This window comes from Enterocloster sp. OA13 (genome assembly GCF_022440595.1).
Taxonomy (GTDB): domain Bacteria; phylum Bacillota; class Clostridia; order Lachnospirales; family Lachnospiraceae; genus Enterocloster; species Enterocloster hominis.
In genome coordinates, this window is record NZ_JAKNTF010000001.1 from 487,194 (window position 1) to 505,253 (window position 18,060).

Consider the following 18,060-nt stretch of genomic DNA (forward strand, 5'->3'; position numbering starts at 1 on the left):
GGAGGCAATGACATGGAAAAGCAAGGTGAGGCATATTACCGCTATTCCTACCGGGAACTGGCAGCTTTCTGCCTGCAGGTATCCCTGCTTCTGGAGTCAGCGGTACCCCTGGATGAGGGGCTTGCCATCATGGCAGAGGATGCGGCTGACAAAAAGGAAAAGGACATGCTGCTCTACATGGCGGAGGGCGTGGAACTGGGGGACCCGTTTTTTAAGGTCCTGGAAGATACCAAGGTATTCCCGGACTATGTGGTTAAGATGGCAAAGCTGGGCCAGAGCACGGGAACCATGGACCAGATGATGAAATCCCTGTCCGTATATTATGAAAAGGAATACCGGCTGATACAGGCCATTAAGAATGCAGTGACCTACCCTGTCATGATGGTAATCATGCTTCTGGTGGTGCTGTTTGTCCTGTTTACACGGGTCATGCCTGTGTTCAACAAGGTATATGAACAGCTGGGGGCGCAGATGTCGCCGGTGGCGCTGTCCGCCATCCGTCTGGGCGGCCTGTTCAGCGGCGCGGCCCTGGTTGTGGCTGCCCTCCTGGGACTGCTGGCAGGCGGTATCTGGGTGGCGTCCAGGTTTGGCAGGAAGTTCGGTTTGGTGGAGCGGTTCATCAATTATGTCAAATGCCGCAGCAAGATTGCCCTGGCAGTGGCCAACCGCCGCTTTACTGCAGTCCTTTCCCTGACCCTTAAATGCGGGATGGAACTGGAAAAGGGCATGGAGCTGGCAAAGGAACTTGTGGACAATGAAAAGGTGGCTGAGCGTATCAGCAGATGCTCGGAGCAGCTGCAGGTGGGGGAAAGTTATTACCAGTCCATGAAGGATACCGGGCTGTTCTCCGGTTTTTACATACAGATGATTAAGGTGGGAAGCAGAAGCGGCCATCTGGACAGTGTCATGGAGGAGATATCGGGGGACTACGAGGAAGCCGCCGATGCCTCCATTGATAATATGATAGCCAGGTTCGAACCCACCATTGTGGCGGTGCTGGCAGTATCCGTGGGCCTGGTGCTTCTGTCTGTCATGCTTCCTCTGGTGGGAGTGTTATCCGCAATCGGATAAGGAGGACGGATTATGAAGGTTCAAAACAGGAAAAAGGAAAAGAGCAGCATCTATGGCTACCTGCTGTCAGCGGCGGCCATGGCTGCTGCTGTTGCAATATTTGCGGGAGCCGTGATAAGCTTTGCAGGCAGGACCGGAAGCAGGGAAGAGGAAACCCTGAAGAAAGCGGTTACCCGGGCTTCGGTCCAGTGCTACGCCATTGAAGGGCGCTATCCGCCCAGCGTGGAGTATCTGGAAGAAAATTACGGTGTACAGATTAACCGCAAAAAATATAATGTGTTCTATGACGGCTTTGCATCCAATGTAATGCCGGAGATCAACATCATACCCATAGAAGAGCAGGGGGCATCAGAATGATTCAGAAGACAGAGAAAAAAGGCCATATGATGAGTGTGCTTTTTACCATGCTGCTGTTTCTGGTATTTGTTCTGAGTGCCCTCTTTACCGTGCTGATCGGAAGCCGGGTATATGAGAACATTACGGTGCGCAGCGATGCAAGCTACACGGGCAATACGGCCCTCAGCTATATTGCCAACAAGGTGCGCCAGGGAGACCGGGCAGGCCTTGTGGATGTGGTGGACGTGGACGGGATTCCTGTCCTTGAGATGAAGCAGGAAATCGGGGATTCTGAATATGTTACTTGGATTTACTGGAAGGATGGGACCATCCGGGAGTTATTTACAGATACATCCAGCGGACTGGGACTGGAGGACGGCCTGACCATACTGGAGTGCGGAGGGCTTGACCTGTCAAAGGATGGGAAGCTGCTTCGCATTGAGACACTTGGGGAAGGCGGAGGCGCTGTGAGCCTATCCTTAAGAAGCGGAGGACTTGAGGCGGATGAATAGGAAAAGCGGGTCCGGTTCAGGGCCATTTTTAATGGAAATGCTGGTAGTGGTAGGTTTTTTCATTATCTGTGCCAGCATCTGCGTCATGGTTTTTGCAAAGTCGGACAATATCAGCCGGGAAGCCAGGGACATCAACCAGGCAGTGCTTATGGCAGAGAGCCTGACCGAGGAGCTGAAGGCCGGCGCAGAACCGCGCTGGAGCCAGCAGCAGCCGGACCGGAATATCTGGCAGCATCTGGCGGAAGCAGATGATGAAAATGAAGATTATGCTGAATGGAACAGGGAACTGGTGGAAAGTGACGGCTATGAGGGAATGCATGCCATTTACTGGGACAGCAGCTGGAGGGTAACGGAACCAGACTTCAACACGCCGTACCTGGGGATTATATACCAGGGCACGGTGGACGGCATGAGAAGGACCGATGTACTGGTCCTGCGTTACGGCAAAGGGGATGACAGGGGGGAACTTCTCTACCGCCTGCAGACAGAAAGCTATGAGGCGCAGTAAGGTATGATTCATCATGTACAGGAGAGAGATGGCAGATGGCAGAAAAAAGTTCCAGGAATAAAGTGAGTATAGGAGCCTCGTCACTGATACTGATATTCATTGTGTTGTGCATGGCCACCTTTGGCCTGCTTTCCTTAAGCAGCGCCCAGGGGGATTTAAAGCTTGCAAGGCGCAATGCGGATGCGGTAAAGGGGTATTATGAGGCTGACAATGAAGGACAGCAGTGGCTGAAGGATGTGGATGGGGTCCTTATGGAAGAAATGGGGAAAGGCCAGGATTCCGCCCAGTGCAGCCTGGAGATAAAAGACAGGCTGGGAGACCTCTATGACAGGGAAACCGGGCTTATATCCACGGACATACCAATGGACAGGGGCCGGTCCCTTCGCATCGAACTGGTGCTGATGTGCGGGGAAAAGAGGTACGAGGTAAAATCCTGGTATGTGTATAACAGTGAGGAGTATGAGATTGATACATCGATGCCGGTCTGGGGCGGGGAGGCTCCCACAGAAGGGTAAGCCGATGGCCTTAAAGGGACGGCTGGGACTCCATGAGGGTATCTGGTTTTTCGGAGAACGCGTATACAGAATGGTATAAAGGAGCATAGATATATGAATGTTATGGAATTACTTACATCGGCAGTGGAAAAGGATGCGGCGGACATTTTCCTGATTCCCGGCATGCCCTTTTCCTATAAGATAGGGGGCCGGATCATCTATCAGGGAGATGACAGGATCATGCCTGACGAGATGAATGGTATGATTAAACAGATTTATGAACTGGCCAAGAACCGGAGTATGGAAAAGGTACAGAGCCATGGGGATGATGACTTCTCCTTTGCCATTCCAGGTGTGTCCAGGTTCCGTGCCAGTGTATTCCGGCAGAGGGGTTCCCTGGCAGGCATCATCCGGGTGGTCCGGTTTGAACTGCCGGATGCGGGGCAGCTGCATCTGCCAAAGAGCATTATCGATGTGTCCAGGCTGACCAAGGGAATGGTGCTTGTGACAGGCCCGGCCGGCAGCGGGAAAAGCACCACCCTGGCATGTATCATAGATGAAATCAACCGCACCAGGAATGCCCATGTCATTACCTTGGAGGACCCCATTGAGTATCTCCACAGGCATAAGATGAGCGTTGTGACCCAGAGGGAGATCGTGACGGATACGGACAGCTATGTAAGCGGTCTCAGGGCGTCCTTAAGGCAGGCGCCGGATGTCATCCTTTTAGGCGAGATGAGGGATTATGAGACCATCAGCATTGCCATGACAGCGGCTGAGACAGGTCATCTGATCCTGTCCACCCTGCACACGGTTGGCGCGGCCAATACCATTGACCGTGTCATTGACGCATTCCCTCCAAACCAGCAGCAGCAGATTCGGACCCAGCTGGCCATGGTGCTGGACGCAGTCATATCGCAGCAGCTGATACCGACATTGGACGGTGGCGTACAGCCTGCATTTGAAATCATGTTCCTGAATAACGCAATCCGCAATATGATACGGGAATCTAAAATCCATCAGATTGACGGAGTCATTGCCACGTCCCAGGAGGAGGGCATGATATCCATGGACAACAGCCTGATCAAGCTTTACCGGGACGGCGCCATATCACGTGAAAATGCAGTGGCTTACAGCAGTAACAGTGAGCTGATGGAAAAGAAGCTGTCCAGGTAACAGGAGTGATTCAGGAGCAGGCGTCCGGCTATATATCGAAGTTACATACCGGGCTGCTGATCCGTGGAATAAGGATAAGCCTTTCCAGATATACTATATCCAGAGCGTGTCTGGAAATACATCCTGTCATGTTTATGGCAGGGGAAGCAGATATCCGGGGAAAGGAGTCTTTTATGAAAGTTGATAAACGGAAAGTAGTAATTGTGGGTACAGGAATGGTAGGCATGAGCTATGCATACAGCCTGCTCAACCAGTCAGTGTGTGATGAACTGGTGTTAATAGATGTGAATAAGAAACGGGCGGAGGGGGAGGCGATGGATCTGAACCATGGCCTTGCATTCGCCAATTCCAGCATGACCATATATGCAGGCGGGTACGGGGACTGTTCGGATGCGGATATCGTGGTGATCTGTGCAGGGGTTGCCCAGAAGCCAGGGGAGAGCAGGCTGGATCTGCTCAAACGCAATGCGGAGGTGTTCCGCTCCATCATAGACCCTGTGACATCATCTGGTTTTAATGGTATTTTCCTGGTTGCGACCAATCCGGTGGATATCATGACAAGGATAACATGCACCCTTTCCGGCTTTAATCCAAGACGTGTGCTGGGCAGCGGAACCGCCCTGGACACGGCCAGGCTGCGTTACCTTCTGGGGGATTATCTGAAAGCGGATCCAAGGAATGTCCACGCCTATGTCATGGGCGAGCACGGGGACAGTGAGTTTGTGCCGTGGAGCCAGGCCCTTCTGGCCACCAAGCCCATCCTGGAACTCTGCAATGAATCCGGGGATGAGGGATGCAGGGGAAGGTTTGACGAGATAGAAGAAGAGGTGCGCACTGCTGCCTATAAGATAATTGAAGCCAAGAACGCCACCTACTACGGAATCGGAATGGCCCTGACCAGGATTACCAAAGCCATCCTTGGGGATGAACACAGTGTGCTTACCGTGTCAGCCATGCTCAGGGGGGAATATGGACAGCGGGATGTATATGTGGGCGTGCCCTGTATTATCAACCAGAATGGGATCCAGCGCGTGCTTCCTCTGTCGCTGACAGAGGATGAACTGGATAAGCTGGGCAGATCATGCGATACGCTGCGGGAGAGTTTCGACGGGATTTTTTAAGATAAGAGGAGCCGGCACTGAGGATAAGAGGAGCCTGGCACTAAGAATGAGAGGAGCCGGTACGATGGGGGACAACGTACCGGCTTTGTATGGAAAATCTATATCAAAAGGATTGGTTCCTTGTTTATGACTACAGTATACAGGACTTTTGTGACCAAAGTTTGAGCAGTCTATAAATTAAATGTGAAAAACTTTACGATTTTATTGTTTTTATGCGCTTAAAATCTGTCCACACCCAATTAACAGGATATCCACATATTTATCCCCATTATCCACCGGAAGTACAAGATATTTGGTGTAGGTATTGTGCTTATCTATATCTGGTAGTATCATAATTGTGGATAAGTGTAAAGAAAGACTGAGGAAGTGGAAGGAATAGGGATTATAAGGATAGCTGGGGCTGTGTATGATATTCCTGATTCTGGGGCATACTATCCCATATATCACGCAGATAAGAGGTAGCATACTATGAATGACAACAGGGATAGGGTACTTTTTTATATAAAAGAATTTACAAAGAGGCATGGGTACACACCCACGGCCTATCAGGTATCAAATGAATTATATATGCCCCAGGATAAGGTTTCCTCCATTGTGGAAGCCCTGAAAGCCGAAGGGACAATACAGATCCATCGGCCGCTGATATGATCCTTCCTGGGATTTTGAGTCAAATGAAAACTTTTTCAAATTTATTGTTGACAAATTTCTCCCCTCATGATAATATATACAAGGTTCGCGTGAGCGGAACAAAATAAAAGCTGCTGTGGCTCAGTCGGTAGAGCGTCGCATTGGTAGTGCGGAGGTCACGGGTCCGATTCCCGTCAGCAGCTCGGTGAAACCCTTGAATTTTCAAGGGTTTTTTTGTGCACTTGTGCAGATGCATCTGCTTTTGCGTGGAAGCTTGACAAAAAGCTGCAATATGTTTGCAAAAATAAAAATGAACTTGTTTTGATTCCTCACCGTTTTTGCCGGAACCTGTCCAATGGATATCATGCCTGTATCTATCCAGGCAGAAATACCAGGGAGGGGCATTTAAATTGTCCGTAATTACTAGAATATTCCCCATAATTACAAAATAAGTCAAAAATAATTGGAAATAGAAAAATAATATCCGGGGTAATCCCTTCCGTTTTTGGCCTATTTGTGATAAGATGGATATTGTCCGTAAAATACAATCTTTTTGTGGGGCGTTTCACAGGAGACAATGCCGGTTACACGGGCTGCATCATATATGGAGGGGATTATGGGAAAACAGGTGGAAGATAACGTTGGGAAGTCAGATATTTTAGATAATACTGGCTTCCGTTTTTTGTTTGGGCAGGGGGAGTAATGATGCTGGACTGGATGCTTGGCCTGGGAGCCTTTGCAATGTTTTTTATATATGACTGGAACCGTGTGTTTGTAAAAAAAAGCTGGATGAATCCATTATTTGCAGCCGGGAATATGTGCCTGGCCGTGGTGGCGGTCCGGTTGGTCCTTGAGGCATTTTCACTCAGCTTAGGGAAACCGGGGGCAGGCCTGTCCCTGGCATTCTGGCTGTGCCTGTCCGCAGTATGCCTGGCAGGCCTTATCTACACCCTGTATTTTGCCCTTCCCTTTGACAGTACCTATTGCAGGGAGGCTGACCAGCATAAGGCGTGCAGGTCGGGCATATACGGCTGGTGCCGCCATCCGGGTATCTGGTGGTTTTTCGGCTGCTTTTCCTGTCTTGGGATGTCTACAGGAACAGGGGAGCGTGTTGTGTTCTGCCTTGTTTTGTCACTTCTTAATCTGTTGTATGCCTGGTATCAGGACCGGTATATTTTTGTAAGGGAATTTTCTGATTATGAGGATTACCGGAGGTCTGTGCCATTTTTGTTACCGAAAATGAAAAAGGGGCGGTGAGTTTATGACATTTGAGGAAAAGCTTGTGAACCAGGAGTATGACAGGATATGGCAGGAATACTGCGGGTTCCTGGACCTGGATATGGATTCCTATATGAAGATACAGAAAAGGCTGCTGGCGGAGCAGATGCGGCTCTGGTGCAGCAGCCCCATCGGAAAAAAGATACTGAAGGGCAGGAATCCGGCAACGGTTGAGGAGTTCCGGTCCATGGTGCCCCTTACCACCTATGACGATTATGCGGATGTGCTTCTCCTGAAAAAGGAGGATATGCTGCCGGACAAGCCCATCATATGGATCCAGACTACATGGGAAGGCGGGAAACATCCTATTAAAGTGGCGCCCTATACCAGCGGTATGCTTGAGACATTTAAGAATAATATCATAACCTGTCTTATGATGGCCACAAGCAAGGGAAGGGGAAGCTTTGATATTGATATCGGGGACACGTTCCTCTATGGCCTGGCGCCATTGCCTTATATCACGGGCCTGATCCCGCTGGGGCTGTCCGACCAGTTCCATATGGAATTCCTTCCGCCTGTAAAAGAGGCTGTGGATATGACCTTTTCCGAGCGCAACAAACGGGGCTTTAAGATGGGGTTAAGTAAAGGCATTGATTTCTTCTTCGGGATGGGAAGCGTTGCCTACTATGTGAGCATGAGTGTCGCAAGTCTTTCCGAGAGCGGCAGGAAGGGCGGATCCAGCCTTAAGAAGCTGTTCACCATGCCTCCGTCCATGACCCTTAAGTATCTCAGGGCTAAAAAACAGTGCAGGAAAGAGGAACGGCCGCTGATGCCAAAGGACCTTTTTAAACTCAAGGGCTTTTTGTGCGCGGGCACGGATAACCGGTGCTACAAGGATGATCTGGAGGAACTGTGGGGCGTAAGGCCGGTGGAGGTGTTTGCAGGCACGGAGCCAAGCTTTGTGGGCACGGAGACATGGAACCGCAACGGTCTGTACTTTTTCCCGGACGCATGTTTTTATGAGTTCATTCCGGAGGAGGAGATGTACCGCAATATGGATGACCCGTCCTATGTGCCAAGGACCGTCTGCATGGATGAGGTGGTTCCGGGAGAAGTCTATGAACTTGTGCCCACCGTGCTGAGGGGCGGCGCCTTTGCCAGATACCGGGTGGGGGATATGTACCGGTGCCTGGGGCTTACCAGCAAGGATGATGAGACAAGGATTCCCCGGTTTGAGTACATGGACCGGGTGCCGGATATCATTGATATTGCCGGATTTACCAGGATATCAGAAAATTCCATCCAGAATGTCATCGGCCTTTCAGGGCTGGAGGTGGAGGACTGGGTGGCGCTTAAGGAGTTCACTGTTGATAAGGGACGTCCTTATCTGCATATGTACGTGGAAATGTCCCCTGGTTCAGTGGTGAACCGGGCGGTCAGCAGGGAACTTCTGAAGGAGCATCTTACCATTTACTTTAAGTATGTGGACCAGGATTACCATGATCTAAAACGTATCCTAGGCATGGATCCCCTGGAGGTTACCATATTAAGGTGCGGTACGTTTAAGGAATATAAGAACAAGACAGGAAAAAAGCTGCGGCATATTAACCCATCCATACACGATGTGCAGGATCTGGTGAAGATGCAGGAGCTGTTTGACAGGCAGAGGAGATACTGATTGTATGAGAAGCTATGTTTTTATTTCCATTACAGCATTATATTTCTACATGTTCCTCATGCTGGCCTTCATGTCGGCTAAGAAGTCGAGGCTGGTCAGGGATTTTATTGCTGTATTGGGTGCTATGATTTTATGGACGGGCGGCTCGCTTCTCATGAGGCTTATGGCGTGGCCTTCCTATCACATGTGGTTCCATGTTTCACTGGCAGGAATCTGCCTGGTACCGTATGCGTTTTTCTGCTTTATCAGGGATTTCTGCGGGCATTCGGCCAAACCCTCCCACCGGATATGGCTGATACTGATCGTGCTGGTCAACTTATATAACATGACCACCGGCAACCTGCTGGAAGCCCCGGCCATTACGGGAATCGGCGACAAGGCTTTCTTCGTCTACCATATGACCTGGCGGGTCACTGCCATGTATGGACTGTGTTTTCTTGTGATCATCCATTCCGCGGTAATCATCTTTGGCTCCAGGAAGAACCGGGCAGTCTGTTCCAAAGTGGTTCCCCTTCTGTCAGGAATCCTGCTTCTGTTTGCAGGCAACATGGCGGTGCCGGTCTTTAACGGGTTCCCCATCGATATCCTGGCAGGCGCGGTCAATGCAGGGGTCATGTTCTATACGCTGTATTCCAAACATGTGTTTAAGATGACCCTTCTGGTTTCACGGGGAAACTGCTACATCATTGCCATGGGCATCAGCGCGCTGGCATTTTATAATATAGCCCAGACACTGGAGTACCTGATACGGACCGGCGTTCCCATGCTGTCATCCTTCAGCGTGATGATCGTGGCCACCCTGACCATGATCGTGACCCTGATCATCTATCAGCTGGCAAAATGCTTTTTTGACAAGCTGTTCATACGGGAGGAAGTCAGCCAGACCGAGCGGCTGAGCGAATATACGCTGCTGGTGTCCCAGTCCCTGCGTCTGAATGAGATACTTCAGGGCCTGGTAAGCGTCATTACCGATACGGTGCATACCAAAAAGATCTATATCTGCATCAAGGACGACCAGGGTAATTATCCGGCTGTTTTCAGCAGCAGCCCCCTGGATGACAAGAATTTCATGATGGATGGGGATGCGCCCTTGATCCACTGGCTTAAGAACCATGATTCCTGCCTGCTCCTCCGTGACTTCAGGCGGACCGTGGATTACAAATCCATGTGGGAAGAGGAGAAAAGGCAGCTGGAAATACTCAAAATAGAGTGCCTCCTTCCATTAAAGGACGGGGATGACCTGGCCGGGCTTGTGATGCTGGGCGGCAAGGAACACAAAGGAAAGCTGCGTTCGGGATATTCGGAGGAAGATATCATTTTCCTCAATTCCATAGAGTCGGTAAGCTCCATTGCTGTGAAGAATTCCAGGCTTTATGAAAAGGCCTATGAGGAGGCAAGGACAGATGAACTGACCGGACTGCTGAACCGGAAGTATTTCTACGGAATGCTGGAGGATGCATATGAAAAATGCAGCCGCACCTCCCTTGCCCTGGCCATTTTCAATGTGGATGATTTTAAGCTGTATAACCAGCTTTACGGCAACCAGGAAGGGGACCAGGCCCTGATACATATTGCGCGTATCATACAGGGGACGGTGGGGGACAACGGATACTGCGCACGGTACAGCGGCAAGGAGTTTGCCGTCATCCTGCCCGAGTACGATATCTACTCAGCCCAGAACCTGGCAGAGAATATCTCACGGCAGATACAGAACATGAACCGTGACAGTTCTGAGACCTATCTGAAGCCCCTGACCGTCAGCTGCGGCATCTGCGCCATTCCTTATGCGGCAGCGTCCATACAGGAACTGGTATCCAATGCGGACTGTGCCGTGTACCATGTAAAACGTTCCGGCAAGAACGGTATCCGGGTATATTCAGACGGCATCATAGGAATACGGGAGACAAATGAGGGATTGGCCAAAAAGCATAAGAGTATGTATTCGGAATATGCGCCGACCATCTATGCCCTGACAGCTGCCATTGACGCCAAGGACCATTATACATTCCAGCATTCCAAGAACGTGTCATATTATGCGGAGGCTATCGGGATGGCCCTGCACACCAGCGGGGAATACAGGGAAATACTCAAGGAGTCGGCGCTTCTCCATGACATCGGTAAAATCGGTATTCCCGAGAACATACTGAACAAGACAGGAAAGCTTACGGCCGAGGAATACGAAGTCATGAAGCGGCATGTGGAGGCATCCGTGGAAATCATCCGCCACCTTCCGTCCATGGATTATGTCATCCCGGCTGTCATCGGCCATCATGAGCGTTACGACGGCAAAGGCTATCCCCGCCGGATTGCGGGAAAGGACATTCCCCTGGCAGCCAGGATACTCTGCATTGCTGATTCCTTTGACGCCATGGTTTCAAAGCGCAGCTATAAATCCAGCATGTCGGTGGAGTTTGCCATCAATGAACTGGAAAAAGGCGCCGGAACCCAGTTTGACCCGGAGCTTGTACCCCTGTTTGTGGAACTGATTGCATCCGGGACCGTAAAGCCGGTGCTGAGTGAAGGGGATGTGGTGGAAGACGGCAGGAATGCCGGGTCATGACAGAGGGGAAAATCATAATGCCATCGAGGCCGGACACGGAGTGACCTTGGAATGGAATGCATATGCAAGAAAGTGCCGCCCAATCACCTGCTTTGATTGGGCGGCATTTCTGCTCCATGAGGTATGATTCCTGCAATACCTTTATAAAGGTTTCAGGAAGGTTCTTTGCTAAAGTCCTTGTTTGATGCATGTTCCATGCTGTCCACACGGCCAACGGACAAGCCCGGGTTTGAGCCGGCGTGCAGGAAGTGACATGAAATCCGCCCTTAGAATACCATCTGCACCAGTATCATATAGCACACCGTGCCAAGGGCAATGCTTGCCAGCGTATTCCCCTTCCAGAGGTGGAGTGCTACCACTGCTGCCACGGAGATAAGTTCGGGCAGGCCGTATGGATATGCCAGGGGAGTGATTCCCTTCAGGCAGTAAACGACCAGCACGGCCATGATGGCAGCCGGAAGTATGGCGCCCAGATAGCGGACCAGGCGGGGGACTTCTTTTTTCCCTCCGAACAAAAGGAAGGGGAGCCAGCGGGTAACCTGGGTGCACAGGGCGCAGACCAGGATGGTAATCAGCACATAGGCTGGATCTGTCAATGTATGGGTCAGTGTATTGATCATGGGTTATGTTCCTCCATCTTCTGTTCCACGGTCCTGCGAAGGAACAGCAGGATGGCCACGGTGGCTGCCAGGGCAGGCAGGATGAAATTGGATGTGCGGATAAGTATCAGGAACAGGGCGCCGCAGATGAATCCGGCCACGGCCGGGATGTGGGTCCTTGCCGCCTTCCACTGGTCCACGCAGATGACCACGAACAGGGCGGTCATGGCAAAATCAATGCCAGTGGTGTCAAACTTAATCAGTTCCCCCATGAGCGCGCCAAGCACCGAGCCAAGGACCCAGTAGCACTGGTCAAACAGGGAGACAAAGAAGGTGGCCTGCTTCCATTCCCTGTCCGTAAAATCCGCCGGGCGGGCCATGGAGCAGAGCAGGGAGTATGTCTCGTCCGTCAGGGAGAAGACCATGTACGGATAAGCCTTTTTCATTTCCTTAAAACGTTCAATGAAGGTCAGGCCGTAAAATGCATGGCGGCTGTTGATGAACAGGGTCATGACGGCCGTGGTGATGAAGCTCAGGCCCCCGGTGAGGATGCCTACCAGGGCAAACTGCATGGAGCCTGCGTAGACAAGGGCGCTGATGAGGAAGGCCCACAGGACGCCAAGGCCGGATTTCTGAAGCAGGAGCCCGAATGCAATCCCCAAAAAAATATATCCCAGGAAGATAGGGATAGTCTTGATTAAGGCAAACTTTGCTGTTTTTTTCATGATATGTAAAATCTCCTTATAAATGTACACATTTTAGCACATTAATATAGTATAGCAGACACAAGGGAAGATTTCCACTATAAAATGTATTTTCCCCTTTCATAGACCAGATAAATATGTTATTATTTATTATACTTGATTATAAAAGTAACAATAACGGAGGAACAATCATGGCAGAGAAAGACACCGTAATGGAAACAGAGGAAAAGGAGGTAATCTCCAAGAATTTCATTGAGCAGGAGATTGACAAGGACCTGGCAGAGGGCGTGTACAGCCATGTCCAGACCCGTTTCCCGCCGGAACCCAACGGTTATTTACACATCGGACACGCCAAGTCCATATTACTCAATTACGGTCTGGCACAGAAGTACGGTGGCAAGTTCAACCTGCGTTTTGACGATACAAACCCCACAAAGGAGAAGACGGAATTCGTGGAATCCATCATGGCGGATGTGAAGTGGCTGGGCGCTGATTTTGAGGACAGGCTGTTTTTTGCGTCCAATTATTTCGAACAGATGTATGAGTGCGCGGTATTCCTGATTAAGAAGGGGAAGGCATTTGTCTGTGACCTGACCGCGGAACAGATCCGGGAATACAGAGGCGACTTTACCACCCCCGGCAAGGAAAGCCCGTACAGGGACAGGAGCATTGAAGAGAACCTGAAGCTGTTTGAAGAGATGAAGGAGGGCAGGTACCAGGATGGGGAAAAAGTCCTGCGTGCCAAGATTGACATGGCTTCCCCCAACATCAACATGAGGGATCCAGTCATCTACCGTGTGGCCCATATGTCCCATCACAACACCGGGGACAAGTGGTGCATCTATCCCATGTATGATTTCGCCCATCCGATTGAGGATGCCATTGAGCATATCACCCATTCCATCTGCACCCTGGAGTTTGAGGACCACAGGCCCCTTTATGACTGGGTGGTCAGGGAGTGTGAATTTGAGGATCCGCCCCGTCAGATTGAGTTTGCCAAGCTTTACCTGACCAATGTGGTTACGGGCAAGCGCTACATCAAGAAACTGGTTGAGGACAAGATTGTGGATGGCTGGGAGGACCCGCGCCTTGTGTCCATCGCTGCCCTGCGCAGAAGGGGATATACGCCCGAGGCCATCAAGATGTTCGTGGAGCTGGTGGGTGTTTCCAAGGCCAACAGTTCTGTGGATTACGCCATGTTAGAGTACTGCATCCGTGAGGATTTAAAGCTTAAGAAGCCGCGTATGATGGCTGTGCTCAACCCGGTCAAGCTGGTGATTGACAATTATCCGGAGGGGCAGACAGAGATGCTTGACGTGCCCAACAATCTGGAGAACCCGGAACTGGGCGACAGGAAGGTGCCCTTTAGCCGTGAACTCTATATTGAGAGGGATGACTTCATGGAGGAGCCTCCTAAGAAGTATTTCCGCATGTTCCCCGGCAATGAAGTGCGTCTCATGGGCGCTTACTTTGTTAAGTGTACCGGATGTGAGAAGGATGCAGACGGCAATGTAACCGTTGTCCACGGGACCTATGACCCGGAGACAAAGAGCGGTTCCGGTTTTGAAGGCCGTAAGGTAAAGGGAACCATCCACTGGGTCAGCATACCAACGGCAAGGAAGGTGGAATGCCGCCTTTATGAGAATATCGTGGATGAGGAAAAGGGCAAGCTGAACGAGGACGGAAGCCTGAACCTGAATCCCAATTCCCTGACTGTCTTAAATGAATGCTATGTGGAACCGGCCCTGGCAGAGGGCAAGGCCTATGACAGCTACCAGTTCGTGCGCAACGGTTTCTTCTGTGTGGACTGTAAGGACAGCACGCCGGAGCACCCTGTGTTCAACCGGATCGTGTCCCTTAAAAGTTCCTTTAAGCTGCCAAAGTAAGGTCAGGACATGCCAATCCAATCCATATATTCCTGGGGTGGCTGTTGGCTGGACCGTGACAGGGATATCGTGGCTGCTGTGCCTTATATTGGGTATGGCAGCCATTTTGCATTGGGAATCCGGGATCCGGTCTTGGGAGGCTCAGGGAGGGCAGGTGATATGGGGCAAGCATCCTGCGGCATGGGGCAAGCATCCTGCGGTATGGGGCAAGCATCCTGCGGCACAGGGCATGCCTCCCACATTGACAGCATGGTCTGATTCTGGTATGATGGACCGGATTGAATTATTGCAATATAACAATGCCAGTTTGCGGCAGAAAGGCGGTATCATGGAGCTGATCGTACCATTTGACAGCCAGTCCGACAGCCCGCTTTACGAGCAGATTTATCAGTATATCAAGGACGAGATACGGGGCAAAAGGCTGGGGGCGGGAAGCAGGCTGCCATCCACCAGGATCCTGGCGCAGAATCTGAAGGTGAGCCGGAGCACCACACAGATGGCCTATGACCAGCTGGTATCGGAAGGCTATATAGAGGCCCAGCCCTACAGGGGATACTATGTCTCAAAGATAGAGGAGCTGGTGGAGGTCCGGCAGAAGTCCGCCGGTTCTTTTGTGCTGGAAAAGGATTGGGAAGAACATAGGTTTGAGGTGGATTTCTCACCAAGGGGCATTGATTTGGACAGCTTCCCCTTCAATACCTGGCGGAAGCTGAGCCGTAACACCCTGGTGGATGACAATAAGGAAATGTTCTCAGCCGGAAATCCCCAGGGAGAGCTGTCCCTGAGGATTGCGGTGGGGGAATATCTCCATTCAGCCAGAGGCGTGGACTGCAGCCCGGACCAGATCCTGATTGGCGCCGGAAGCGAATATCTTCTGATGCTGCTGGCCCAGATACTGGGAACCGATATGGGGATTGCCATGGAGAACCCTACCTACAAACAGGCTTACCGTGTGCTGAAGGGAGAGGGGTATCATGTGGTTCCGGTGGGCATGGACCGGTATGGGATGAATGTGGAGCGCCTCCAGGCCAGCGGGGCAAAGATTGCCTATGTGATGCCGTCCCACCAATATCCAACAGGAATCGTCATGCCGGTGAAACGGCGCCAGGAGCTGCTGGCCTGGGCCTACAGCGGCCAGGACAGGTACCTGATTGAGGACGATTATGACAGTGAGTTCCGCTACAAGGGTAAGCCCATCCCGGCCCTGCAGGGCATGGACAGGGGCGGGCGGGTGATTTATATGGGGACATTTTCAAAGTCCATCGCGCCTGCCATCCGTGTGGGATTCATGGTGCTGCCGGAACATCTCATGAAGGTGTACAGGGAAAAGGCTGGCTTTTATGCGTCCACGGTGTCCAGGATTGACCAGAATATCCTCTATCAGTTTATCACCCAGGGCCATTATGAGCGCCATTTAAACCGTATGAGGGCCGTGTACAAGGCAAAGCATGATGTGTTGCTAAACGGGCTAAGGGAATTGGAGGACCGGTTTGTCATACGCGGGGAATACGCGGGGCTTCATGTGCTTTTGACCTATCGCTGGGGCGGCAGTGAGAAGCAGCTGACAGAACAGGCCGCGGCAGCCGGCGTAAAGGTCTATGGCATGTCGGACTGCTTCATCCACCCCGAGCAGAATATTTACCCGTCCACGGTCATGCTGGGATATGCGAAACTGAGCGAAGCTGAGATTGAAAAGGGTACCGGGCTGTTAAAGAAGGCCTGGTCCTGAACCCGTGATGAAAGGAATGGATATAGAGTGAAGGACAGAAAGTACAGTGTCATAGATATAACGGCGGCAGCGGCCTTTGCCATGGTGCTGGGAATCAGCAGCATATGGGGGCTTAAGGAACAGGGAAATGTCCCAGGGAGAAACGGTGCTGCCCTACTTCGGGAAGCAGCAGATTCAGCGGACATGGGCATGGACAGTGCAGATGGGGCCTCTGGAGGCATGGATGGAGGAAATGCCGGTGCAGGCCGTATGGCCGGAAGGAGCGGATCTGGCGTGGACGGCAACGGTGCAGGCGGGGATGGAAGCGGAGCAGCGGGAAAGGCAGCAGGCGCGGATGGAAACGGCATGGCGGGGATGACAGCAGGCGCAGATGGCGGGGCAGCGGGAGAGGCCGCCCCCGTGGTCCTGGATGAAAGGCAGCTGATAACCGTGTCAGACATCATGAAAGCGCTTGAAAAGGGAAACCTTAAGGAGGCGGCTGCCGTGATGGTACGTGAGGAGGATATGCTGGCAGATATGTTCTACACTGTCATGGACGGTGGACGATATCTTTATGACGGCAGTTCCTTCCGGTCTGACATAGATGGCCGGGGAATGGTATTTACCAAGGCGGGTACCGTGTATTACGGTACGTTTAAAGCCGGGAAGCCGGAAGGACAGTGCACGGCCCTGCAGGTGGTGGATCTGGACGCGCCCAGATATGATTATTCCCAGGGAATCTGGAAAGACGGCAGGATGGAGGGCAAAGGCCATACAGGATACTGCTATTTTGAGGGAAGCCCGGAAGGGGAGGCAAGGGATATCTGCAAGACAGGAACATTTTCCCAGGACCTTATGGAGGGCGACGTGGTCTATACCAGCATGAATGAGGAGGACCAGGTTTCAACCTGGAAACTGAAGGTGGGACACGGAATCGCAATCCTGGACAACAGATGGAATCATGTGGAATCCACAGGGGAATACCAGCTGCTGTCTGAGGACAATGACAACCACGCATATGTGCTGGAAGAAGACCAGGCCGCCATGCCCATGTGGGTGAACCTGCTGGTATGGGATGAATAGGGAACGGCAGAAAAGAACCTCCGGGCAGATGCTTATGCATCCCCGGAGGTTTATTTATCCTAAAAGTATGGTCATCAATTGAATCCTGAGTATTTTCCTAAAACCAAATCATCTTCCTAATCCAGGGTATCTTCCTCGATGGTGGCAGTAGGTTCCTGCGGTTTACGCACGGTACTGTCTTCCTGTCCGGAAACCTCCTCCTCATCCATCAGGTCATCACTGTAATCTGCCTGATAATCGTGGGAGACATAGGAGGTACCGAGGTCCCCGTCCATGCGGCCATAGTCATACAGATCGTCCTCATCCACATAATCATCATCCAGGAATCCCTCGTCCTCAAACAGGTCGGAATCATCTTCCTTTTTCTGGGCACGCTCATCCATGAAATCATCCTTCTTGGTCTTCATGGTGTTGAGGGCGATGTGGGCGGTATCCACGGCAGCGGAGGCAACCTCATGGGCCGTGTCTGAAAGCAGGCTTCCTGCATCCTTCAGCACATTCTTAGTGGCATGGGCCATATCCTTGGCAGCCACCTTCAGCTCATCCTTACTTGACGTAAGGGAAATATAATTGCGGTCCAGCTTGCGGGAATCAATGGTGCGGTCTTCCGCTCCCTCCGGTCTGTCCTCGTCACCGCTGTCCTCAAATTCGCGGAAATCCTTTTCCAGTTCCTTGTGGTATGTCTTATACTGGAGTACATAAGAAACGCCGGCAGCCACAGCGCCTGTGACAGCCGCAAATGCTACGAACTTACCCCAACCTTTCTTAGCCATGCAAAA

Annotated in this window: 17 protein-coding genes and 1 tRNA gene; 15 read left to right on the forward strand and 3 right to left on the reverse strand. The window is 51.5% G+C overall.

Features of this window, described 5'->3' with window-relative positions; genetic code table 11:
- The first annotated feature begins 12 nt into the window (after positions 1-12).
- The 12 genes from MCJ35_RS02270 to MCJ35_RS02325 all read left to right on the forward strand — a co-directional run bounded on the left by MCJ35_RS02270 (position 13) and on the right by MCJ35_RS02325 (position 11,301).
- A complete protein-coding gene (locus tag MCJ35_RS02270; RefSeq protein WP_008721671.1) occupies positions 13-1,071 on the forward strand; it encodes a type II secretion system F family protein in 1,059 nt (352 codons plus the stop codon).
- 12 nt (positions 1,072-1,083) lie between these two features.
- A complete protein-coding gene (locus tag MCJ35_RS02275) occupies positions 1,084-1,428 on the forward strand; it encodes a hypothetical protein (protein WP_025483205.1) in 345 nt (114 codons plus the stop codon).
- A complete protein-coding gene (locus MCJ35_RS02280; protein WP_008721676.1) occupies positions 1,425-1,919 on the forward strand; it encodes a DUF4860 domain-containing protein in 495 nt (164 codons plus the stop codon). The genes MCJ35_RS02275 and MCJ35_RS02280 overlap by 4 nt, the downstream gene beginning before the upstream one ends.
- Positions 1,912-2,427 (forward strand): hypothetical protein, encoded by a 516-nt coding sequence (locus tag MCJ35_RS02285; RefSeq protein WP_025483204.1) that lies wholly within the window; start codon positions 1,912-1,914, stop codon positions 2,425-2,427. The genes MCJ35_RS02280 and MCJ35_RS02285 overlap by 8 nt, the downstream gene beginning before the upstream one ends.
- A 35-nt stretch (positions 2,428-2,462) precedes the next feature.
- Entirely contained in the window at positions 2,463-2,942 is a 480-nt protein-coding gene (locus tag MCJ35_RS02290) for a hypothetical protein (protein ID WP_025483203.1), read from the forward strand.
- A 93-nt stretch (positions 2,943-3,035) separates the two neighbouring features.
- Positions 3,036-4,097 carry a type IV pilus twitching motility protein PilT gene (locus MCJ35_RS02295; RefSeq protein WP_008721682.1) on the forward strand — a complete coding sequence of 354 codons (1,062 nt, stop codon included), beginning with the start codon at positions 3,036-3,038 and terminating at the stop codon, positions 4,095-4,097.
- 173 nt (positions 4,098-4,270) lie between these two features.
- Positions 4,271-5,218, forward strand: a complete 948-nt coding sequence (locus MCJ35_RS02300; RefSeq protein ID WP_025483201.1) for an L-lactate dehydrogenase — start codon at positions 4,271-4,273, stop codon at positions 5,216-5,218.
- A 468-nt stretch (positions 5,219-5,686) separates the two neighbouring features.
- The gene (locus MCJ35_RS02305) at positions 5,687-5,866 is read left to right on the forward strand and encodes a hypothetical protein (RefSeq protein WP_008721688.1); all 180 of its coding nucleotides are present in this window, start codon (positions 5,687-5,689) and stop codon (positions 5,864-5,866) included.
- Positions 5,867-5,975: 109 nt separating this feature from the next.
- Positions 5,976-6,048, forward strand: a tRNA-Thr gene (locus MCJ35_RS02310).
- Between the two features lie 502 nt (positions 6,049-6,550).
- Positions 6,551-7,102, forward strand: coding sequence for a hypothetical protein (locus MCJ35_RS02315; protein ID WP_025483200.1), 552 nt, complete (start codon positions 6,551-6,553; stop codon positions 7,100-7,102).
- Positions 7,103-7,106: 4 nt separating this feature from the next.
- Positions 7,107-8,741, forward strand: coding sequence for a GH3 domain-containing protein (locus tag MCJ35_RS02320; RefSeq protein WP_025483199.1), 1,635 nt, complete (start codon positions 7,107-7,109; stop codon positions 8,739-8,741).
- 4 nt (positions 8,742-8,745) lie between these two features.
- Positions 8,746-11,301: a histidine kinase N-terminal 7TM domain-containing diguanylate cyclase/phosphohydrolase gene (locus MCJ35_RS02325; RefSeq protein ID WP_025483197.1), complete on the forward strand. Its 2,556-nt coding sequence runs from the start codon at positions 8,746-8,748 to the stop codon at positions 11,299-11,301.
- Between the two features lie 266 nt (positions 11,302-11,567).
- Here the strand turns inward: MCJ35_RS02325 and MCJ35_RS02330 are convergent, their stop codons facing one another.
- Positions 11,568-11,897, reverse strand: a complete 330-nt coding sequence (locus tag MCJ35_RS02330) for a branched-chain amino acid transporter permease (RefSeq protein ID WP_008721701.1) — start codon at positions 11,895-11,897, stop codon at positions 11,568-11,570.
- Between the two features lie 20 nt (positions 11,898-11,917).
- Positions 11,918-12,625 (reverse strand): AzlC family ABC transporter permease, encoded by a 708-nt coding sequence (locus MCJ35_RS02335; RefSeq protein WP_008721703.1) that lies wholly within the window; start codon positions 12,623-12,625, stop codon positions 11,918-11,920.
- Between the two features lie 170 nt (positions 12,626-12,795).
- On the opposite strand from MCJ35_RS02335, the gene MCJ35_RS02340 reads away from it, so the two are divergent.
- From MCJ35_RS02340 to MCJ35_RS02350, 3 genes are all read left to right on the forward strand, one after another.
- Complete coding sequence (locus tag MCJ35_RS02340; protein WP_025483196.1) at positions 12,796-14,490, forward strand: glutamine--tRNA ligase/YqeY domain fusion protein; 1,695 nt, start codon at positions 12,796-12,798, stop codon at positions 14,488-14,490.
- Between the two features lie 328 nt (positions 14,491-14,818).
- Positions 14,819-16,219 (forward strand): MocR-like pyridoxine biosynthesis transcription factor PdxR, encoded by a 1,401-nt coding sequence (gene pdxR / locus MCJ35_RS02345; protein WP_008721707.1) that lies wholly within the window; start codon positions 14,819-14,821, stop codon positions 16,217-16,219.
- Positions 16,220-16,246: 27 nt separating this feature from the next.
- Positions 16,247-17,281, forward strand: coding sequence for an MORN repeat-containing protein (locus tag MCJ35_RS02350; protein ID WP_025483195.1), 1,035 nt, complete (start codon positions 16,247-16,249; stop codon positions 17,279-17,281).
- A 116-nt stretch (positions 17,282-17,397) separates the two neighbouring features.
- Here the strand turns inward: MCJ35_RS02350 and MCJ35_RS02355 are convergent, their stop codons facing one another.
- On the reverse strand, positions 17,398-18,054 hold the full coding sequence (locus tag MCJ35_RS02355; protein ID WP_008721711.1) for a hypothetical protein: 657 nt from the start codon (positions 18,052-18,054) through the stop codon (positions 17,398-17,400).
- Between the last annotated feature and the right edge of the window lie 6 nt (positions 18,055-18,060).

Excerpts from the sequence above, each read along its gene's own strand:
- MCJ35_RS02305 (WP_008721688.1), top strand. The coding sequence starts at position 5,687 with ATGAATGACAACAGGGATAGGGTACTTTTTTATATAAAAGAATTTACA.
- pdxR (WP_008721707.1), top strand. The coding sequence starts at position 14,819 with ATGGAGCTGATCGTACCATTTGACAGCCAGTCCGACAGCCCGCTTTAC.
- MCJ35_RS02300 (WP_025483201.1), top strand. The coding sequence starts at position 4,271 with ATGAAAGTTGATAAACGGAAAGTAGTAATTGTGGGTACAGGAATGGTA.
- MCJ35_RS02315 (WP_025483200.1), top strand. The coding sequence starts at position 6,551 with ATGCTGGACTGGATGCTTGGCCTGGGAGCCTTTGCAATGTTTTTTATA.
- MCJ35_RS02340 (WP_025483196.1), top strand. The coding sequence starts at position 12,796 with ATGGCAGAGAAAGACACCGTAATGGAAACAGAGGAAAAGGAGGTAATC.
- MCJ35_RS02285 (WP_025483204.1), top strand. The coding sequence starts at position 1,912 with ATGAATAGGAAAAGCGGGTCCGGTTCAGGGCCATTTTTAATGGAAATG.
- MCJ35_RS02275 (WP_025483205.1), top strand. The coding sequence starts at position 1,084 with ATGAAGGTTCAAAACAGGAAAAAGGAAAAGAGCAGCATCTATGGCTAC.
- MCJ35_RS02295 (WP_008721682.1), top strand. The coding sequence starts at position 3,036 with ATGAATGTTATGGAATTACTTACATCGGCAGTGGAAAAGGATGCGGCG.
- MCJ35_RS02325 (WP_025483197.1), top strand. The coding sequence starts at position 8,746 with ATGAGAAGCTATGTTTTTATTTCCATTACAGCATTATATTTCTACATG.
- MCJ35_RS02355 (WP_008721711.1), bottom strand. The coding sequence starts at position 18,054 with ATGGCTAAGAAAGGTTGGGGTAAGTTCGTAGCATTTGCGGCTGTCACA.
- MCJ35_RS02280 (WP_008721676.1), top strand. The coding sequence starts at position 1,425 with ATGATTCAGAAGACAGAGAAAAAAGGCCATATGATGAGTGTGCTTTTT.
- MCJ35_RS02270 (WP_008721671.1), top strand. The coding sequence starts at position 13 with ATGGAAAAGCAAGGTGAGGCATATTACCGCTATTCCTACCGGGAACTG.
- MCJ35_RS02335 (WP_008721703.1), bottom strand. The coding sequence starts at position 12,625 with ATGAAAAAAACAGCAAAGTTTGCCTTAATCAAGACTATCCCTATCTTC.
- MCJ35_RS02290 (WP_025483203.1), top strand. The coding sequence starts at position 2,463 with ATGGCAGAAAAAAGTTCCAGGAATAAAGTGAGTATAGGAGCCTCGTCA.
- MCJ35_RS02320 (WP_025483199.1), top strand. The coding sequence starts at position 7,107 with ATGACATTTGAGGAAAAGCTTGTGAACCAGGAGTATGACAGGATATGG.